We start from the raw sequence: 16,424 nt of genomic DNA, 5'->3' as shown, positions 1-16,424 counted from the left end.
TCGTAACCTTTGTTAAAGGTTACGCTTGTTCATGACCTAGTGCTCATGGCCTTGACGCATGACGCCACCCGTTGCTGGATCGCCGCCGCCGATACTGATTACAGTATTTAAATATTCAGGCTCGGGAACGCGAATCAAGTGATACAAATTTTTTAAATGTTGGCGATACAAATATTCAAAATCACTTACGCTTTGCGCTGGGTTGTAACCACCAAACCACCAGAACCAATCCGAACCTTCACACAACGCTAATTGTTTTTCAATTTGGATATGTTCTGATTTGGTATATTTCTTTGTGGCAAGTGCGTGGTCAGTGGCAAGCTTGGCTTCGCAAAGCATATCCCAACCACGGTTTTTATCTTTGTCACCAATCCAGGTGGAAAAGTTTCCATAAACCCAACTACCGGCAACTACGTGTGGCATTGCGAGTGGTTCCGGTTTTTGCTTGTCGATTAATTCGCTGTAGGTGGTTAGTTCTAATTGCGGATGTTCGCCGATGCGCTGATAAAGTTGCGCCAAAAAATAGTAGGCATTTTCAGGGAAATATTCCCACGCATTTTCACCATCCATAATGACTGAGATTACGGAATTTTTGGGGTTGTCACAGGCGTTGGCAATATTGACCATGTGGTTAATTAAATCACCTACCGCATCGTCTGAATGCCAATTGGCGTATTTAAAACCAATTAAATCTGAAAGCCCGTCGTCGCGGAAAAAACAATTTACTTTATGATCAGCAAAATTATAGGGGCGATGTAAACAGGCTTTACGCTCGTGAAGATCGTCCGCAATAGTTTTGTTATCAACATGGCGCAGGCTGTTATGTAAAACTGAATCACCTGTTGCAACCCAATCAAAGCCTGCCTCTTGCATAAGCTTTAATGTGTCGTCGCTTACACTTCCCTCTGATGGCCAGCATCCTCTAGGTTTGTGACCAAAGTAATGTTCAAATGTTTTTACACCTTGGGTCAAATGCCATTTTGCACGCTCTTCACCACCGGCATAATTGGTTGCAATGGGAAGCGTAACTTCAGGCCATGCCTGGCGTGCCGAATTTATATCAAGCAGCAAGGGAATGATGGGATGCGCATAGGGGCTCATGCACAATTCAATTTGGTCTTTATCATAAAGTGCTTTATAACGGGGCCCGATAGAGGCGATTTCCTCGCCGATTAATTTGACTAAATCCAAACGATCTTGCCAACTAAATCCACGACCTTTATTTTGCCAAGCCTGAACACGGTAATCCGAGCGGCGCAAAGTTTCCGACAGCCAACTTAAGTGATACCAAAATCCAAGATCAATTAAGAATTGTTCGTTAAGGTATTTTGCAATGGTGGAATGTTCATCCAGTTTTTCAGCAATGTCTGCCAATTCGCGGTAAATGGGAAAGCGTTCAATCATGCGCTGGCGATTGGCTCGCAAATATTTTTTTGCGAGTGAAATAAATTCCGGGGTGCCTGCGACAGGTAGAGCTGAATCTACCAATGACCACAGGACCGCATCTTTAATTTTTTCCTGACGGGCAAAAAAATTTCCAATTTGCTGAGCGTAATCATCCAATTGCTCCAACAAAATCGGCGCAAAGTTAAATACCGCACGCGCCTTTGGTTGCGCTTCCAAATGCGCAACCATATCCACGTAATCTTTTAAAGCATGAAGATAAGTCCAGGGAAAATAATATTCGCCGGTCATTATGTTTCGATAATCTGGCTGATGCATGTGCCAGAGAAATACGACCTTCATTTTGCCATTAAAGGGCATGCGGATGATCCTCGCTCAGCATTTCGGGTGTAACTAAAACCACACCTTTGGGTGACACAAAGAAACGTTTACGATCAGCTTCTTCATCGTAACCAATGACTGTGCCCTCAGGAATTTTACAGCGACGATCAATTAAGGCTTTGCGAATTTTGCAGTTGCGCCCTACTTCCACACTGGGGAAAAGCACGGAGTCTTCAATGTCGCAATAGGAGTGAACACGCACGCGTGGAAACAACAGGGAATGTTTAACAACTGAACCAGATACAATGCATCCGCCTGCAATTAATGAATCGACCGCGTAACCGCGACGACCTTCATCATCAAATACAAATTTTGCAGGAGCCACTTGTTCCTGATGGGTCCAGATTGGCCATTCCGCATCGTATAAATCCAACTCAGGAATTACGGCAGTCAACTCAAGGTTTGCTTCCCACAAAGCATCAACGGTTCCCACGTCGCGCCAGTAACCGTCACCGCCACTAATAGGATCGCGGAATGGGAAGGCGTTTACGCGATGAGTTTTAATCATGGCGGGAATAATATTTTTTCCGAAGTCGTGTTCTGAATCAGGATTTTTTTGATCTTTTAATAATTCACTGAACAACACTTTGGTGCTGAATACATAAATACCCATTGAGGCAAGGGCTTTGTCGGTTTTACCGGGCGTAGGCTCCGGGTTAGCTGGCTTTTCCGTAAAACGAATAACACGATTGTCTTTATCGATATCCATTACGCCGAAAGAGCTTGCGATTTCTAAGGGAACTTCAATACAACCTACGGTGATATCTGCACCGCGCTCAACGTGAGCCGCGATCATGGTGCCGTAATCCATTTTATAAATATGATCGCCCGCTAAAATCAAAACATATTCTGGATTGTGGCGACGAATAATATCGAGGTTCTGCAAGACCGCATCAGCAGTGCCTACATACCATGATTCATCTAAACGTTGTTGTGCAGGCAGCAGCTCCACGAACTCGCCTAATTCACCACCAAGGAAGCCCCAGCCGCGCTGGATGTGTCGATCTAATGAGTGGGATTTATATTGCGTTAAGACTCTAATGCGGCGAATGCCCGAGTTAACACAATTGGATAAAGGGAAATCGATAATGCGAAATTTTCCGCCAAAATGCACAGCTGGTTTTGCACGCCAGTTAGTCAATTGATGAAGGCGCGAGCCACGGCCTCCGGCAAGAATAACAGCTAAAGTTTTTTGCGTTAGGCGGCTGACGAAACGACCAGAGGTCTGGTTAGTGCTCATTAAAACTCCTTTCTTCTTATTTCAAAAGTTGGGTATTTGACAATAAATTGATTTCTCTTTTGTTACATTGAGCAATATCAATGCCAAGAGAAAAAATCCGTTTATAAACTTAACTCTCGGCGAGAATTAGTTTGCCTCAATAAGGCAATACAAGTGTAGACTCAATAGTGGCATTGAATCTGCAAATATTTCGTTTGTGTGAAATTATTTTTTACTCTACGTTGTGTCATAACGCTGCCTCACTTTATCCTTAACCTGTGACGCTTTCGTGTAAGAGTATTTAAGACAGACTGAGTTAATCTAAATAAATTGCTTGCGTCTATAAACTTAAACGCCATTCTTATCGGCATAGATAAAAACCTGAAATTTAGTCATTTTTTGACCGTAAATTTCGCTTTGAAACAGGACACTTTCCATGCTCAGTGCCAAGCCAGCACAACGTTTGCCCAATGAATTACTGCGTATCATCAACGCCGCTCACCACGATCCTTTTGAGGTGCTGGGAAGGCATCATTTAAGCGTTCCCACCGCCCTTGCCGATACCCTCGTTCGCATTTTTATTCCGGGCGCAAGCGCAGTTAGTTTGCAGTTGAACACCGGACCTATTTCTATAGAGCGTATTGAAGGCACAGATTTTTTTGAATGGTACGGTTTGGCTAAAGATGTACCTGTACATTATCAAGTCCAATGGACTGATCGACATAATCAAGTGCACATAGAATATGACCCTTACAGTTTTGCACCACAATTGGGCGAGCTGGATATGCATTTGTTTGGCGAGGGACAGCATTGGGGAATCTATGAAGTATTAGGCGCCCATCCCAAAACAGTAGATGGTATCGAGGGTGTTTTGTTCGCAACATGGGCACCGGGCGCTGAACGCATTAGCATTGTGGGCGATTTCAACGATTGGGATGGTCGCCATCACCCCATGAGAGTGCGTGGCGGAAGTGGCTTGTGGGAAGTATTTATTCCTGGCGTAAAACCGGGTACCAATTACAAATACGAAATCCGCAACCGCCATACGCACCAAACCTTTCTAAAAGCCGACCCTTACGGCCAGGCTTTTGAGCAACGACCCAAAACTTCATCCATAGTGGCCGCGCCTAGCGAATTCCAGTGGAGCGACCAATCCTGGATGAATCAACGGACCAATTGGGATTGGCAGCGCTCGCCTATTTCTATCTATGAGGTCCACTTAGGCTCCTGGCGCCGCGGTGAAGGCAATAGCTTTCTCAATTATCGTGACCTGGCCCACCAGCTGGCCGATTACGTTAAGTACATGGGCTTCACTCATATCGAAATCCTGCCAGTAACCGAGCATCCGCTGGATGATTCATGGGGTTACCAAACAACTGGCTACTATGCGCCGACCAGTCGCTTTGGTACGCCCGATGAGTTTCGCTATTTTGTAAATCACCTTCACCAACATGGCATAGGCGTAATGTTGGATTGGGTGCCAGCGCATTTTCCAAAAGACGCCCACGCCCTCGCCCGCTTTGATGGCACCGCGCTTTATGAACATGAAGATCCTCGTTTGGGCGAGCATCGCGATTGGGGCACTTTGATTTACAACTACAGCCGCAATGAAGTGCGCAACTTTTTGTTAGCGAATGCGCTTTTTTGGTTAAAAGAATTTCACATAGATGGTTTGCGTGTGGATGCGGTTGCCTCCATGTTGCATCTTGATTACTCGCGTAATCATGGTGAGTGGATTCCCAATATTTACGGTGGCAATGAAAACCTCGAAGCCATGGCTTTTCTCAGCCAGCTCAATGTGCTCTGCCACGGCCAATGCCCCGGCGCCATAGTGGTGGCTGAAGAATCCACCGCATGGCCGCAAGTAACTCGCCCGACTTATGTGGGTGGTTTGGGATTCTCTATGAAGTGGAACATGGGCTGGATGCACGACACCCTCGAATACATCAGCAAAGATCCCATCTTCCGTCAGTATCATCACAATCAGTTAACCTTTGGGATGATGTACGCCTTCACCGAAAATTTCCAACTGCCTTTCTCCCACGATGAAGTCGTGCACGGTAAAGGCAGTATGATTCGGAAAATGCCCGGTGACGATTGGCAAAAATTTGCGAATTTGCGTTTGCTTTACACCTATCTTTATACCTATCCGGGTTCGAAATTATTATTTATGGGTTGCGAGTTTGGCCAGTGGAGTGAATGGGCTCACGGCCGTTCGTTGGACTGGCATTTGCTCGGCGAAGGCCCCTATCATTCCGGCTTGCAAACATTGGTAAAAGATTTAAATAAACTTTATACAACGCTACCATCGCTTTATGAGCGGAGCTTTCAACATGACGGTTTTGAATGGGTAGATTGCCATGACTCAACGCAATCCGTTGTGAGTTATTTGCGCAAAGGCAGCACAGGTTTTACGTTGGTCATTTTAAATTTCACACCAACGCTGCGCGAGAATTATCGTCTTGGTGTTCCGGTCGCAGGCAAGTATCACGAAATTTTCAATTCTGATTCTGAATATTACGCTGGCAGCAATAAAGGCAATGCCAATGAAATACCTACCGAACACATTAGCTGGATGGGACACGCGCAATCAATTCAACTTACCTTGCCACCATTGGGTGCAATTTTGTTGAAGTGTGATCACTAAAAGGATTTGCTATGCACAAGATATTATTCGCAACCAGTGAAGCGCATCCATTAATTAAAACCGGCGGCTTGGCAGATGTAGCATCGAGCTTGCCGCGCGCACTTTTAAAACGCGGGCACGATATAAAAATTTTGTTACCTGCCTATGCAAGCGTGATGGAAAAAGCCAAGGAGGCTGGAGTTAAAAAAGTCGCAGAACTGAACATTTCTGGCCAAACTATTTTTCTGCAACAAACCCGTTTGCCTGGCTCGCGCGTGGCGGTCATATTAGTCGATATCCCACAATTTTCTGAGCGCGAAGGAAACCCCTATTGCGGCCCCGATGGCAGCGATTGGAGCGATAATCACTGGCGTTTTTTTGTGTTCGCAAAAGCAGCAGAAGCTATTGCATTAAACCAGGCCAATCTGGAATGGCAGCCTGATATTGTGCATTGCAACGACTGGCAAACCGGTTTAATTCCCGCATTACTCGCGCAGTATGAACAAAAACCCGCTTCAGTGTTTACCATTCATAATATGGCATATCGGGGTTTATTTTCTTATCAAGTTTTCTCTGAGTTGGGATTGCCAAGTGATTATTGGCACCATGAAAAGCTTGAGTTTTACGGGCAAATGTCATTTATTAAAGGCGGGCTCGCGTTTGCAGATGCCATTACAACCGTAAGTCAAAGTTATGCTAACGAAATTCAAACGCCGGAATTCGGTTGTGGTTTGGATGGTGTTTTGCGTGCACGTGCTGACGATTTATCCGGCGTGTTAAACGGAATTGATATGGATGAATGGAACCCCGGTTCCGATAAACTCATTGCCCACAATTATAATCGTCGTACACTTAGCCAAAAGCATAAAAATAAAACAAGCTTGCAAGCGCAATTGGGTTTGCCGGTGGATAAGACTGTGCCAATGATCGGATTCATCGGACGCCTTGTAGAGCAAAAAGGCATTGATTTAATTTTGAATCAAATGAATCAGCTGCTGGCACAAGATTGCCAACTTGTAATTTTGGGTAGTGGTTTCGCCAGCTACGAACAAGCGTTAAAAAATATTGCGCAGCAACACCCGCATAAAGTATCTGTAACCCTGGGCTACAACGAAGATTTCGCGCATCAAATTGAAGCGAGCGCCGATATTTTTTTAATGCCTTCTATGTTTGAACCTTGCGGTTTAAATCAAATGTACAGTTTACGTTACGGAACACTGCCTATTGTAAATGCAGTCGGCGGATTGCGTGATACGGTGATCGAAAAACCATTAGATGATATTGGTAGCGACGGCAACGGCTTTGTATTTCATTTGGCAACGCCGGAAGAATTACATTTGGCAATCAAACGCGCACTTGCATGCTATCAGCAACCTGAGATATGGAAAAAATTGCAGCAAAATGCCATGAGCCAGGATTTTTCGTGGGAGAAAAGTGCGGAGCGTTATGAGGAAATTTATTCAGCCATTGTGAATGCTGATTAAACAGGCCGGTGAATTTCAATCATTCATCGTCCAAAAATAAACAGGGATGTTTAAAAATACGCAGCTGTTAATGCAAAATATGGTGTTCTATATCGTTTAAATCGGCCGTTATGTCGTCATGACTTTGTTCCGCTAATTCACTCGCGGCTTCCATCCCTGCCTCAATCATTGCCTTGGCAACTTCAAAGCGTGCTGCACCTAAAAATGCTATAGATTCTGCTGAAAATTTGAGCGTTACCAAAGGCTCAACTGAGCTTTCATCGCCACTGCGCTTTAATACAATTTCGCCAGATGACAGCTCAAGAATTTCGTAAAAAGAGGACGACATAACCACTCCAGACACAAAGGAGGCGGCATTCTATCAGAAGATCATTGCCTGTGTTCAAATCGCTTTTAGCTACGTGTTTTCGTCGTCATCTATTTTTTCGAGGCTCAACTCGGCAAAACTGGCGGGTGCACTCGCGGCTTTCACGGCTTCAGGTGTGGGTGCGACCGTAGAATCGCCAGCCAATTTAATGCGCAGGCGTAAATTATTGGGTGAATCCGCATTAGTAATCGCATCATCCAGGCTGATTTTACCGGCCATATAAAGCTTGAAAAGTGCGCCATCGAAGGTTTGCATTCCCAAATTTTCAGACTTTTCCATAATTTCTTTTATTTCGGTAAAGCGGCCTTTCAAAATCAACTCTTGAATCGTTTTTGACCCCAACAAAATTTCAATAGCGGCGCAGCGTTTTCCATCAACAGTTGGCAATAAACGTTGTGACACAAAAGCGCGCAAATTTTGTGACAACCCCATGAGCAATTGAGGGCGGCGTTCCTCGGGAAACATATTGACAATGCGCTCTAATGCCTGGTTCGCATTATTGGCATGAAGCGTTGATATTGCCAGGTGGCCCGTTTCAGCAAACTCCAGTGCATGCTCCATAGTTTCGCGGTCGCGAACTTCCCCAATCAAAATAACATCAGGCGCTTGGCGTAATGTATTTTTCAGTGCCGCTTTATAGCTGCGTGTATCCACACCAACTTCACGCTGGTTGATCACGCTTTTCTTATGTTTATGAACAAACTCAACAGGATCTTCAATGGTAATTATGTGCCCGCCGCTTGAACTGTTGCGGTGATCAATTAGTGCTGCCAAAGAAGTGGATTTACCTGAGCCCGTCCCACCAACAAAAAGCACCAAGCCACGCTTACTCATAACCACATCTTTCAAAACTTCAGGTAAGCCAAGACTATCGAACTGTGGAATATCGGTTTTAATATTACGAGCAACAATCGATGTTTCGTTACGTTGCTTGAAAATGTTGATGCGAAATCTACCAACCCCGTGAATTGAAATCGCCAGGTTCATTTCCAGCTCGTGCTTAAAAATCTCGCGCTGTTCTTCATCCATAATTTCATTGGCAATGGCTTCAATTTCACCTGCTTTGTATACGTCTTGCGATAAAGGCTTTAAGGTGCCCTGGAATTTTGCGCAAGGAGGAGCACCTGTGCTCAGGTATAAATCTGAGCCATCTTTTTTGGCGAGGATATTGAGATATTGGTCGATAGGTGTAGGCATGAAAGCAATTCCTTCTATAAATTCTGTTTCGTTACGGCGAGATAATTTAGAGAGAAAAAAACATGCAGAGATATCTAACGCTTTACTGTATTTTATTGGGAGTCGTCATCCTCGTAGAGGATCCAGTGACTTAAAAATTTTTAAGTCACTGGATCCTCTACGAGGATGACGCCCCCCTGTTTAAAACAGATGCTGTTTTAAAGACAGCTTCTGATTAACTCAAATAACTTTTAAGCAACGAAACTTAATTTAAACGTTCCAAAATTGTCGTAATCCCCTGCCCTAAACCAATACACATTGTCGATGCACCTAGCGTCGCACTTTTTTGTTGCATCACAGTCAAGAGCGAACCAGTGATGCGCGTACCTGAACATCCAAACGGGTGCCCAAGTGCAATTGCACCACCATTGAGGTTTACTTTGTCATTCAATTTGTCGAGCAGCTTCAAATCTTTTAATACAGGCAAAGCTTGCGCAGCAAAAGCTTCGTTGAGCTCTACAACTTCAATGTCATCCATTGTTAGGCCCGCAACTTTCAATGCTTTTTCTGTAGAAGGAACAGGACCGTAACCCATGATGGATGGATCAACCCCCGCTAAGCCTGTTGAAACAACTTTTGCGATAGGTTTTAAACCAAGCGATTGCGCGCGCTCTGCAGACATCACTAGCATTACCGATGCACCATCGCTTAATTGCGATGAGGTACCCGCAGTAACTTGACCATCTTTCGGGTTAAACACGGGCGGCAATTTTGAAAGTGCTTCAACTGTTGTTTCAGGGCGAATGGTTTCATCTTCTTCAACTTGAATTAAATAACCATCCGCATTGTGACCTTCCACTGCAATAATTTCGCGCGCGAAACGACCTTCAGCGCGAGCGGCAGCAGCGAGTTGATGCGAGCGTGCGCCGAACTCATCCATTTGCTGGCGATTAATACCATGCAAAAGTGCGAGATACTCGGCGGTCATCCCCATGTTGCCCGCTGCTTTTGCAACAGAAAGACCAAGCAATGGATTAATAGAAACTGATTCGTACATGGGCAAATGTCCCATATGTTCAACACCGCCAATCAAATAAACATCGCCAATATTTGCACGAATATTTGCAGTTGCCGTGTGCAAAGCAGCCATTGACGAACCGCATAAACGGTTAATGGTTTGCGCAGGAATTGTATGTGGCAAACCGGCGAGCAATAAAATATTACGCGCGATATTGAAAGCCTGCTCTTCGCGCTGCATAACGCAGCCCCACAACATATCGTCGATAGTGGCTGGATCAACATTTGGATTGCGCGCCAATAAGCCTTTAATAATTGCGGCAGAAATATCATCAGCGCGAACATTGCGGAAGCAACCTGCTTTTGATTTACCCATTGCACTGCGGGCATAGTCGACGATTACGGCATCACGTGGTTGTAAGCTCATTATTGTTTTCTCCTAACCGTAAAAGCGTTGGTTGTTAGCGGCTTTTGCTTTCAAGCTCGCAGGTGGTTCGTAGAGCGCACTTAGGCTACTGAATTTTGCAGCCATATCGATAAAGGTTTGTGCGCCGATAAAATCAATCCAGCGGAACACGCCACCTCTGAACGGCGGAAACCCTGTTCCGTAAACCAACGCCATATCAGCTTCAGCTGCCGTCTCAACAATACCTTCTTCCAGGCAACGAGCAAGCTCAGTTGCCATGGGCACCATCATGCGCGCGATGATATCGTCATCGCTAATTTCTAATGGAGTTGCAGCAACAATCGGCTTCAATAGTTCGAGTGCTTCTGGGCTCGCAACTTTTGCTGGTTTGCCTTTTTTATCAAGTTCGTAATTGTAAAAACCTTTTGAATTTTTTTGCCCTAAACGACCCGCTGCAAACATTACATCTGTACAAGATTTAAAATCGCGTTTCATGCGATCAGGAAAACCATCGGCCATTACCTTTTCAGCGTGAACAGCAGTATCAATTCCCACTACATCCAACAAATAAGCCGGGCCCATAGGCCAACCCCAGGTTTCCATTAATTTATCGATGCGTTGATAATCAACACCATCGCGCACCAACATTGCAAAACCAGCCAAATAGGGAAACAACACACGGTTCACCAAAAAGCCGGGGCAATCTTTCACCACAATTGCTTTTTTGCCCATGGCATTTGCGTAAGCAACTGTACGAGCGACAGCGTTATCAGATGTTTTTGCACCGCGAATAACTTCTACCAATGGCATCATGTGCACAGGGTTAAAGAAATGCATGCCGCAAAAATTTTCGGGGCGCTGCAAAGCTTCTGCAAGATAGGTGATAGAAATTGTCGACGTATTAGAGGCAAGCACAGTATCTGCGCTCACTTTTGTTTCAGCTTCGGCCAACACACTTTGTTTTACTTTTGGATTTTCAACAACAGCTTCAACAACAATATCAACTTTATCAAAGCCATCGTAAACCAAAGTGGGTTCAATACGATTGAGCACATCCCCCATTTCAGCGGCAGTCATTTTTTTGCGTTCAACGCGCTTGCTCAATAATTTATTGGCTTCTGAAAGACCAAGATCAATACCCGCTTGCGCTATATCTTTCATTTTAATTGCAGTGCCTTTAAGTGCAGATTGGTAAGCGATGCCGCCCCCCATAATCCCCGCACCTAATACCGCAGCGCGAGCGATTTTCTTATCTGCCTTTTTCTCCCAGCTTTTGGCTTTTTTCGTCAGCAATTGCTCATTAACAAAAATGCCCACGAGAGATTGTGCAACAGGTGTTTGCGCCATTTTTGCGAAATTTTCGGCTTCTGCTTGCAGCGCTTCATCGCGACCTTTATCTGCAGCTTTTTGCATAGCCTTGATAGCAGAAACTGGGGCGGGATAATTGCGCCCTGCTTGTCCGCCCACGAATGCTTTTGAAGTTTCGAAAGCCATCATGGATTCAATAAAGTTTAACTTCAGCGGGCCTTTTTTCTGTTCGCGGCGGGCTTTGTAATCGAACTTGCCCGCAATGGCTTGATTTAAGGTGTGCAATGCAGCATCGCGTAATTTTGCGGGCTCTACCACTGCATCAACTACGCGCGCAGTGAGCGCCTGTTCAGCAGTATTTTCTTTGCCAGCGGCAATCCATTCAACAGCAGTATCCAAACCTGCAACGCGAGGTAAGCGAACCGTTCCGCCCCACCCCGGAATAATGCCGAGTTTGGTTTCCGGTAAACCAATTTTACTGGCTGCTGTGCTGGCGATACGATAATCGCAGGACAAACAAAACTCCAAGCCGCCACCCAATGCGATGCCGTTAATGGCAACCACTGTTGGGAATGGTAAATCTTCAAGTCGGCAATTGTTGCGGTTGTTGTTAGCGAGGTGCCCAATAATTTGCTCAGGGCCTGCAGCGAAAACAGCGCCGAACTCCATGATGTCTGCGCCGACTATGAATACATCTTTCGCACTGGTAACCAACAAGCCTTTAATGTCTTTAGCTTGCTCAAGCAGAGTCAGGATTTGATCGAGTTCAGAGACGGCCAACAAATTAAATTTATTAACCGATTCGCCTTGTAAATCAAAAATTAATTCGGCGATGCCATCGGAGTGTTTGGTGAGGGATAGCGCTTTTCCTTGAAACATAAGCATCTTCTCTTAGAGGTTGATATAAAAATGCTGAAGCTGGATTTAGTGTAGCAGGCAAATGCACATAGGTGAAAAGCATGCACCAAAAGTGGAATTGCGAGGGATAAATGGTTGGTTTTATGGCAAACAAATGTTGTTAGAGGCGACACGCTTTTTACAGGGTGCAGGTCAAAATCAAGCATTCTTCTGTAGTTGATATATTGCGAAAACGAAATGGTTGCATAGCGCCGAGGGAAAAAGCATCGCCGCTTGCCAAAATAACGACTTCGGTGTTGAGGGTTAACTCGATGCTACCACTCAGAATATAGCCGCTGACTGCCTGTGCGGAATATTGGGGTACTTCACCTGTATCTGAATTTACGGCGTAAGCAAGTCGCTCAAAACGGGTTTGCGTACTAGCGTTTTGAAGTGGAATGTTCTGGGAGTTGATAGAACTTGAAACCGTGCGCTGCTTTGCGCGCAAATCCTCAGCGCGAAAAATTTGTTGGCTTAACAAAGATAAGTCACAGCTAAAAAACTGTGCAACGCTCATAGGGATGCCGCCAAGAATTTTGGCGAGGGAGTTGATTGACGGGCTGTTAACACCTTGCTCAATCATTGAAATGCTGCTGTGCGGAACTCCTGCCCGCTTTGCCAATTCCCTTTGGGATAACCCATTGTACTCGCGGATATATTTTAGACGAGTGCCAAAATCCACCGATTGTTGATTTAAAACAGTGTCATCTTGCGGAAGATCAGCCATTTTTCAACAAACGTTCACGCTCGTGATCTAACAAATTACTCACAATCAGATTGTAAGAATGGTCAATCATTTCATAAATTTCTTCGTCAGAAATACTGCCGTCGAAAATTACGGTGTTCCAATGCTTTTTGTTCATTTGATAACCAGGCTGAACCGCATCATATTGAGCACGTAACTCCAGCGCCAAGTCCGGGTCACATTTCAAATTAATGCGTGCAAAAGCAACGCCTGAAGTCAGGGTGGCAAACATTTTGTGGCAGACCTTGTACACACCAACATTGGGGTCTTGCGGAAATGTCTGTACCGCCTGGTTTTTACTTAATAGATATTTTTGCGCAGAAGAAAAATCCATCATGCAGTCCTTTTTAAACATCTCGATAAGGTAACGGTTGAAAGTACTTGTATTGCATAAAACGTGTTATCAACACCTGATTCTGTGGACGACTAAGGCTACGGTGTTGCTCTCTCACAAGCTTCAGCATAGCTATTACTACGGATAATATGGGCAATTCGACCATATTCAATTACTTTTTGCGGTAACCGGTTAAACATTTGTGTCAAATCAGGGATTGTGACACCCGTTTGCAGGGCATAGTTCGCATCGGCAACTGCACTTATCGTAGCGAGAATGTCGTCTATTTCATCATTTGTCGATATTGGCAGTATAACAGCTAGATTGGAACCCGTCTGGTTTTCATCTAAATATTGGCTCCAAATATCCTGCCAAAATATGTACCCCTGCATGAATCCCCTGGCCCATTGTTCGGCCTGGATACGAGACGCCCTATCTTCTGCATACTCGTAGGGAAAAGATAAGGTGCATTGGTTGTTTAACACCTGAGCTCTATGAGAATTATAGAGGCTTATCAGTGCATTAGTAATCATATCTATAGGGTAACCACTAATAAAACCGGGCAGTTCGCCACCAAATACAAGCGGCATCCAGTCTTTGATATCTGTGGGTTTAGGCTCGGCAGCAACGGCACGTAAGTAACCGTCAAGCTGGTCTGGATTCATGCTATAAGCCGGGCAATCTGGCGACATCAATAATGCAGCGATAAATCTCCGTGCACCCGCGTCGCCCGCCATATCTCCTATGGTTTCAGCTCCCGTTAAACTTATGGGTGCGTCTTCAACTAATGACATTTGCAATCCTGTTAAAGCTAAAAATAATTCAGTAGATAGCCGCCTAAAATGAGGTGCGTCTATATTCACGGTATTCTGGCTGCCAAAATTCGGCGGCGATCTTTTCCCGCATAATGTCTTCTGGAATCGGCATGGCCACACCATCAGCAACCGCCTGCTTGAATACGGCCAACGCAATGGTTTGGCTAAGCGCCCGAATTTCGTTAAGCGGCGGCAATAAAGCAGCGCCCGGGCTACTCAGCGCTGGTGATGCATCGGCCAAAGCCTGGCTTGCGGCAGTCATCATATTGTCGGTAATACGTTTGGCTTTCGCCGATATCACACCCAGACCCAACCCCGGGAAAATGTAGCTGTTGTTGCACTGGGCAATTTCAAAGTGACGACTGCCCATATCTACTGCTGCAAAAGGGCTGCCAGTTGCGATTAACGCCTTACCTGCTGTCCAGCGCAATAAATCTACGGGTTGAGCTTCGGCTTGGGATGTCGGGTTGGATAAAGGAAAAATAATGGGGCGCTCGCAATAAGACTGCATAGTCTCCACAATCCTTTTGGTAAACAGATTGGGCTGACCAGATACACCTATGAGAACTGTCGGTTTCGCATTCACCACCACGTCAAGCAAGTTAACTACACCCTCATTGCGTTCATGGGTGAGCGTCCATCGATTAACAACCGCATCCGGAACGCAAAGGTGTTTTTGGAAATCAAATAAACCTTTGGAGCTGGTTTGCAGCAACCCATCTTTACTAACCAGGAAAATCTGATCGTGAGCTTCCTGTTCCGTTAAACCTTCAATCATCATCTGCCTGACCAGCTGTTCAGCAATCCCGCATCCGGCAGAGCCTGCCCCGGCAAAAGCGATACGTTGATCGCGCAGGCGCTCCCCTTTGGCAAAACAGGCAGCCAAAAGCGTGCCTATGGCAACGGCTGCAGTCCCCTGAATATCGTCATTAAAACAGCAGAGTTCGTGCCTGTAGCGATTCAACAAGGGGGTGGCATGGTCGCCAGCAAAATCCTCGAATTGTAGCAATGCCTTGGGCCAGCGCATTTTTACCGCCTGGATGAACTCATCAACAAACGCATAATAATCGTCGCCCGTAATGCGCTGATTTTTCCAACCCATGTACATAGGGTCATCAATCACTGCGGGATTGTTACAACCAACATCAAGCGTAACGGGCAACACATAAGCGGGACTGATTCCACCACAGGCGGTATAGAGCGCGAGCTTGCCAATAGGAATTCCCATACCGCCAATACCCTGGTCGCCCAAACCTAAAATACGCTCACCGTCGGTGACTACGATGACTTTCACATTTTGTTTGGTAGCGTTTTGCAGCATGTCATCCATGCGGTCGCGGTCGGGGTAGGAAATAAATAATCCACGTTTGCGGCGATAAATTTTTGAAAACTGTTGGCACGCCTGCCCCACGGTAGGTGTATAAATAAGGGGCATTACTTCTTCCAGGTGCTCAGTCAAGAGGCGAAAATAAAGCGTTTCGTTAGTGTCCTGGATATTGCGAAGGTATATGTGTTTATCGATATCTGATTGAAATGCATTCAACTGGTGATAGGCGCGAGTTTTTTGCTCGTCAATGGATTCAATGCGATAAGGCAGCAAACCTTCCAAATTAAATTGTTGGCGCTCTCGTTCGCTGAATGCGCTTCCTTTATTTAACAACGGCGCCTCAAGTAACGCTGGTCCGGCAAAGGGAATATAAATGGGGCGCTTTTTGATTGTCACTTTATGAACCTGAATCCGTGGGCTGTAGTAATAACATAGTCTACATAAAAGCGAATAGCTACTTGATATTGTTGATTAATTTGTAAAAACATCCGCTGTAACCGGTATTAAACGCTAGATGCTTTTAAACGCAGGCCGTAAAATAATGCCTGACTTTTATCAGGATAACACCATGCAACTTGACGACTTTTTAACTCAACTAAAGACAGCCCCCGAGCAAATTAGTTTTGCGGATACTATCGCAACTGTCGATGCAAATTATGACTTCACACCGACCGCTTTTCGCAATGGCGATCTTGAAAATGCTGCAGGACAAAATTCTGGCTCATGCAAGCTTTTATCGCTTGCAAAATTACACAACTTATCCGTTGAGCAAACCTTACATTGCTTTGGTGATTATTACCGCGTTGATGTTTTACAGCACCCGGATGCAACAGATCATCAAAACATCCGTAACTTTATTCGCCACGGTTGGAATGGAGTGAAGTTTGAAGGTTCAGCATTAACTGCAAAAAATTAAAT

13 protein-coding genes are annotated in these 16,424 nt (G+C 45.2%); 3 read left to right on the top strand and 10 right to left on the bottom strand.

The features are described from left to right. Nucleotides 1-36: 36 nt before the first annotated feature. Nucleotides 37-1,764 (bottom strand): glycoside hydrolase family 57 protein, encoded by a 1,728-nt coding sequence (locus tag IE104_RS07120; protein WP_189417049.1) that lies wholly within the window; start codon nucleotides 1,762-1,764, stop codon nucleotides 37-39. After that, a complete protein-coding gene (glgC, locus tag IE104_RS07115; protein ID WP_189417047.1) occupies nucleotides 1,754-3,025 on the bottom strand; it encodes a glucose-1-phosphate adenylyltransferase in 1,272 nt (423 codons plus the stop codon). The genes IE104_RS07120 and glgC overlap by 11 nt, the downstream gene beginning before the upstream one ends. Nucleotides 3,026-3,440: 415 nt before the next feature. Between glgC and glgB the strand changes: the two genes are divergently transcribed. Further along, complete coding sequence (gene glgB, locus IE104_RS07110) at nucleotides 3,441-5,651, top strand: 1,4-alpha-glucan branching protein GlgB (RefSeq protein ID WP_189417046.1); 2,211 nt, start codon at nucleotides 3,441-3,443, stop codon at nucleotides 5,649-5,651. Nucleotides 5,652-5,662: 11 nt separating this feature from the next. Continuing rightward, nucleotides 5,663-7,114: a glycogen synthase GlgA gene (gene glgA, locus IE104_RS07105; RefSeq protein ID WP_189417045.1), complete on the top strand. Its 1,452-nt coding sequence runs from the start codon at nucleotides 5,663-5,665 to the stop codon at nucleotides 7,112-7,114. A 67-nt stretch (nucleotides 7,115-7,181) separates the two neighbouring features. On the opposite strand, the gene IE104_RS07100 is transcribed toward glgA, so the two are convergent. The 8 genes from IE104_RS07100 to IE104_RS07065 all read right to left on the bottom strand — a co-directional run bounded on the left by IE104_RS07100 (nucleotide 7,182) and on the right by IE104_RS07065 (nucleotide 15,902). Further along, a complete protein-coding gene (locus IE104_RS07100; protein ID WP_189417044.1) occupies nucleotides 7,182-7,442 on the bottom strand; it encodes a hypothetical protein in 261 nt (86 codons plus the stop codon). Between the two features lie 69 nt (nucleotides 7,443-7,511). Continuing rightward, nucleotides 7,512-8,678 (bottom strand): PilT/PilU family type 4a pilus ATPase, encoded by a 1,167-nt coding sequence (locus IE104_RS07095; protein ID WP_189417043.1) that lies wholly within the window; start codon nucleotides 8,676-8,678, stop codon nucleotides 7,512-7,514. A gap of 244 nt (nucleotides 8,679-8,922) precedes the next feature. Beyond that, nucleotides 8,923-10,101, bottom strand: a complete 1,179-nt coding sequence (gene fadA, locus IE104_RS07090) for an acetyl-CoA C-acyltransferase FadA (RefSeq protein WP_189417042.1) — start codon at nucleotides 10,099-10,101, stop codon at nucleotides 8,923-8,925. 12 nt (nucleotides 10,102-10,113) lie between these two features. After that, nucleotides 10,114-12,267 carry a fatty acid oxidation complex subunit alpha FadB gene (fadB, locus tag IE104_RS07085; RefSeq protein ID WP_268247514.1) on the bottom strand — a complete coding sequence of 718 codons (2,154 nt, stop codon included), beginning with the start codon at nucleotides 12,265-12,267 and terminating at the stop codon, nucleotides 10,114-10,116. 157 nt (nucleotides 12,268-12,424) lie between these two features. After that, nucleotides 12,425-13,012 carry a helix-turn-helix domain-containing protein gene (locus IE104_RS07080; RefSeq protein ID WP_189417029.1) on the bottom strand — a complete coding sequence of 196 codons (588 nt, stop codon included), beginning with the start codon at nucleotides 13,010-13,012 and terminating at the stop codon, nucleotides 12,425-12,427. Further along, on the bottom strand, nucleotides 13,005-13,367 hold the full coding sequence (locus tag IE104_RS07075; RefSeq protein WP_229837690.1) for an MmcQ/YjbR family DNA-binding protein: 363 nt from the start codon (nucleotides 13,365-13,367) through the stop codon (nucleotides 13,005-13,007). The genes IE104_RS07080 and IE104_RS07075 overlap by 8 nt, the downstream gene beginning before the upstream one ends. A gap of 95 nt (nucleotides 13,368-13,462) precedes the next feature. Then, nucleotides 13,463-14,158 (bottom strand): YecA/YgfB family protein, encoded by a 696-nt coding sequence (locus IE104_RS07070; RefSeq protein WP_189417027.1) that lies wholly within the window; start codon nucleotides 14,156-14,158, stop codon nucleotides 13,463-13,465. Between the two features lie 43 nt (nucleotides 14,159-14,201). Further along, nucleotides 14,202-15,902, bottom strand: coding sequence for an NAD-dependent malic enzyme (locus IE104_RS07065; RefSeq protein WP_308429271.1), 1,701 nt, complete (start codon nucleotides 15,900-15,902; stop codon nucleotides 14,202-14,204). Between the two features lie 172 nt (nucleotides 15,903-16,074). Between IE104_RS07065 and IE104_RS07060 the strand changes: the two genes are divergently transcribed. Further along, nucleotides 16,075-16,422 (top strand): HopJ type III effector protein, encoded by a 348-nt coding sequence (locus tag IE104_RS07060; protein ID WP_189417025.1) that lies wholly within the window; start codon nucleotides 16,075-16,077, stop codon nucleotides 16,420-16,422. Nucleotides 16,423-16,424: the final 2 nt, after the last annotated feature.

The sequence above is a fragment of the Cellvibrio zantedeschiae genome, from assembly GCF_014652535.1.
Taxonomy (GTDB): Bacteria; Pseudomonadota; Gammaproteobacteria; order Pseudomonadales; family Cellvibrionaceae; genus Cellvibrio; species Cellvibrio zantedeschiae.
The sequence above is the reverse complement of the archived record's forward strand: the minus strand, read 5'-3'. Positions and strand labels throughout refer to the sequence as shown.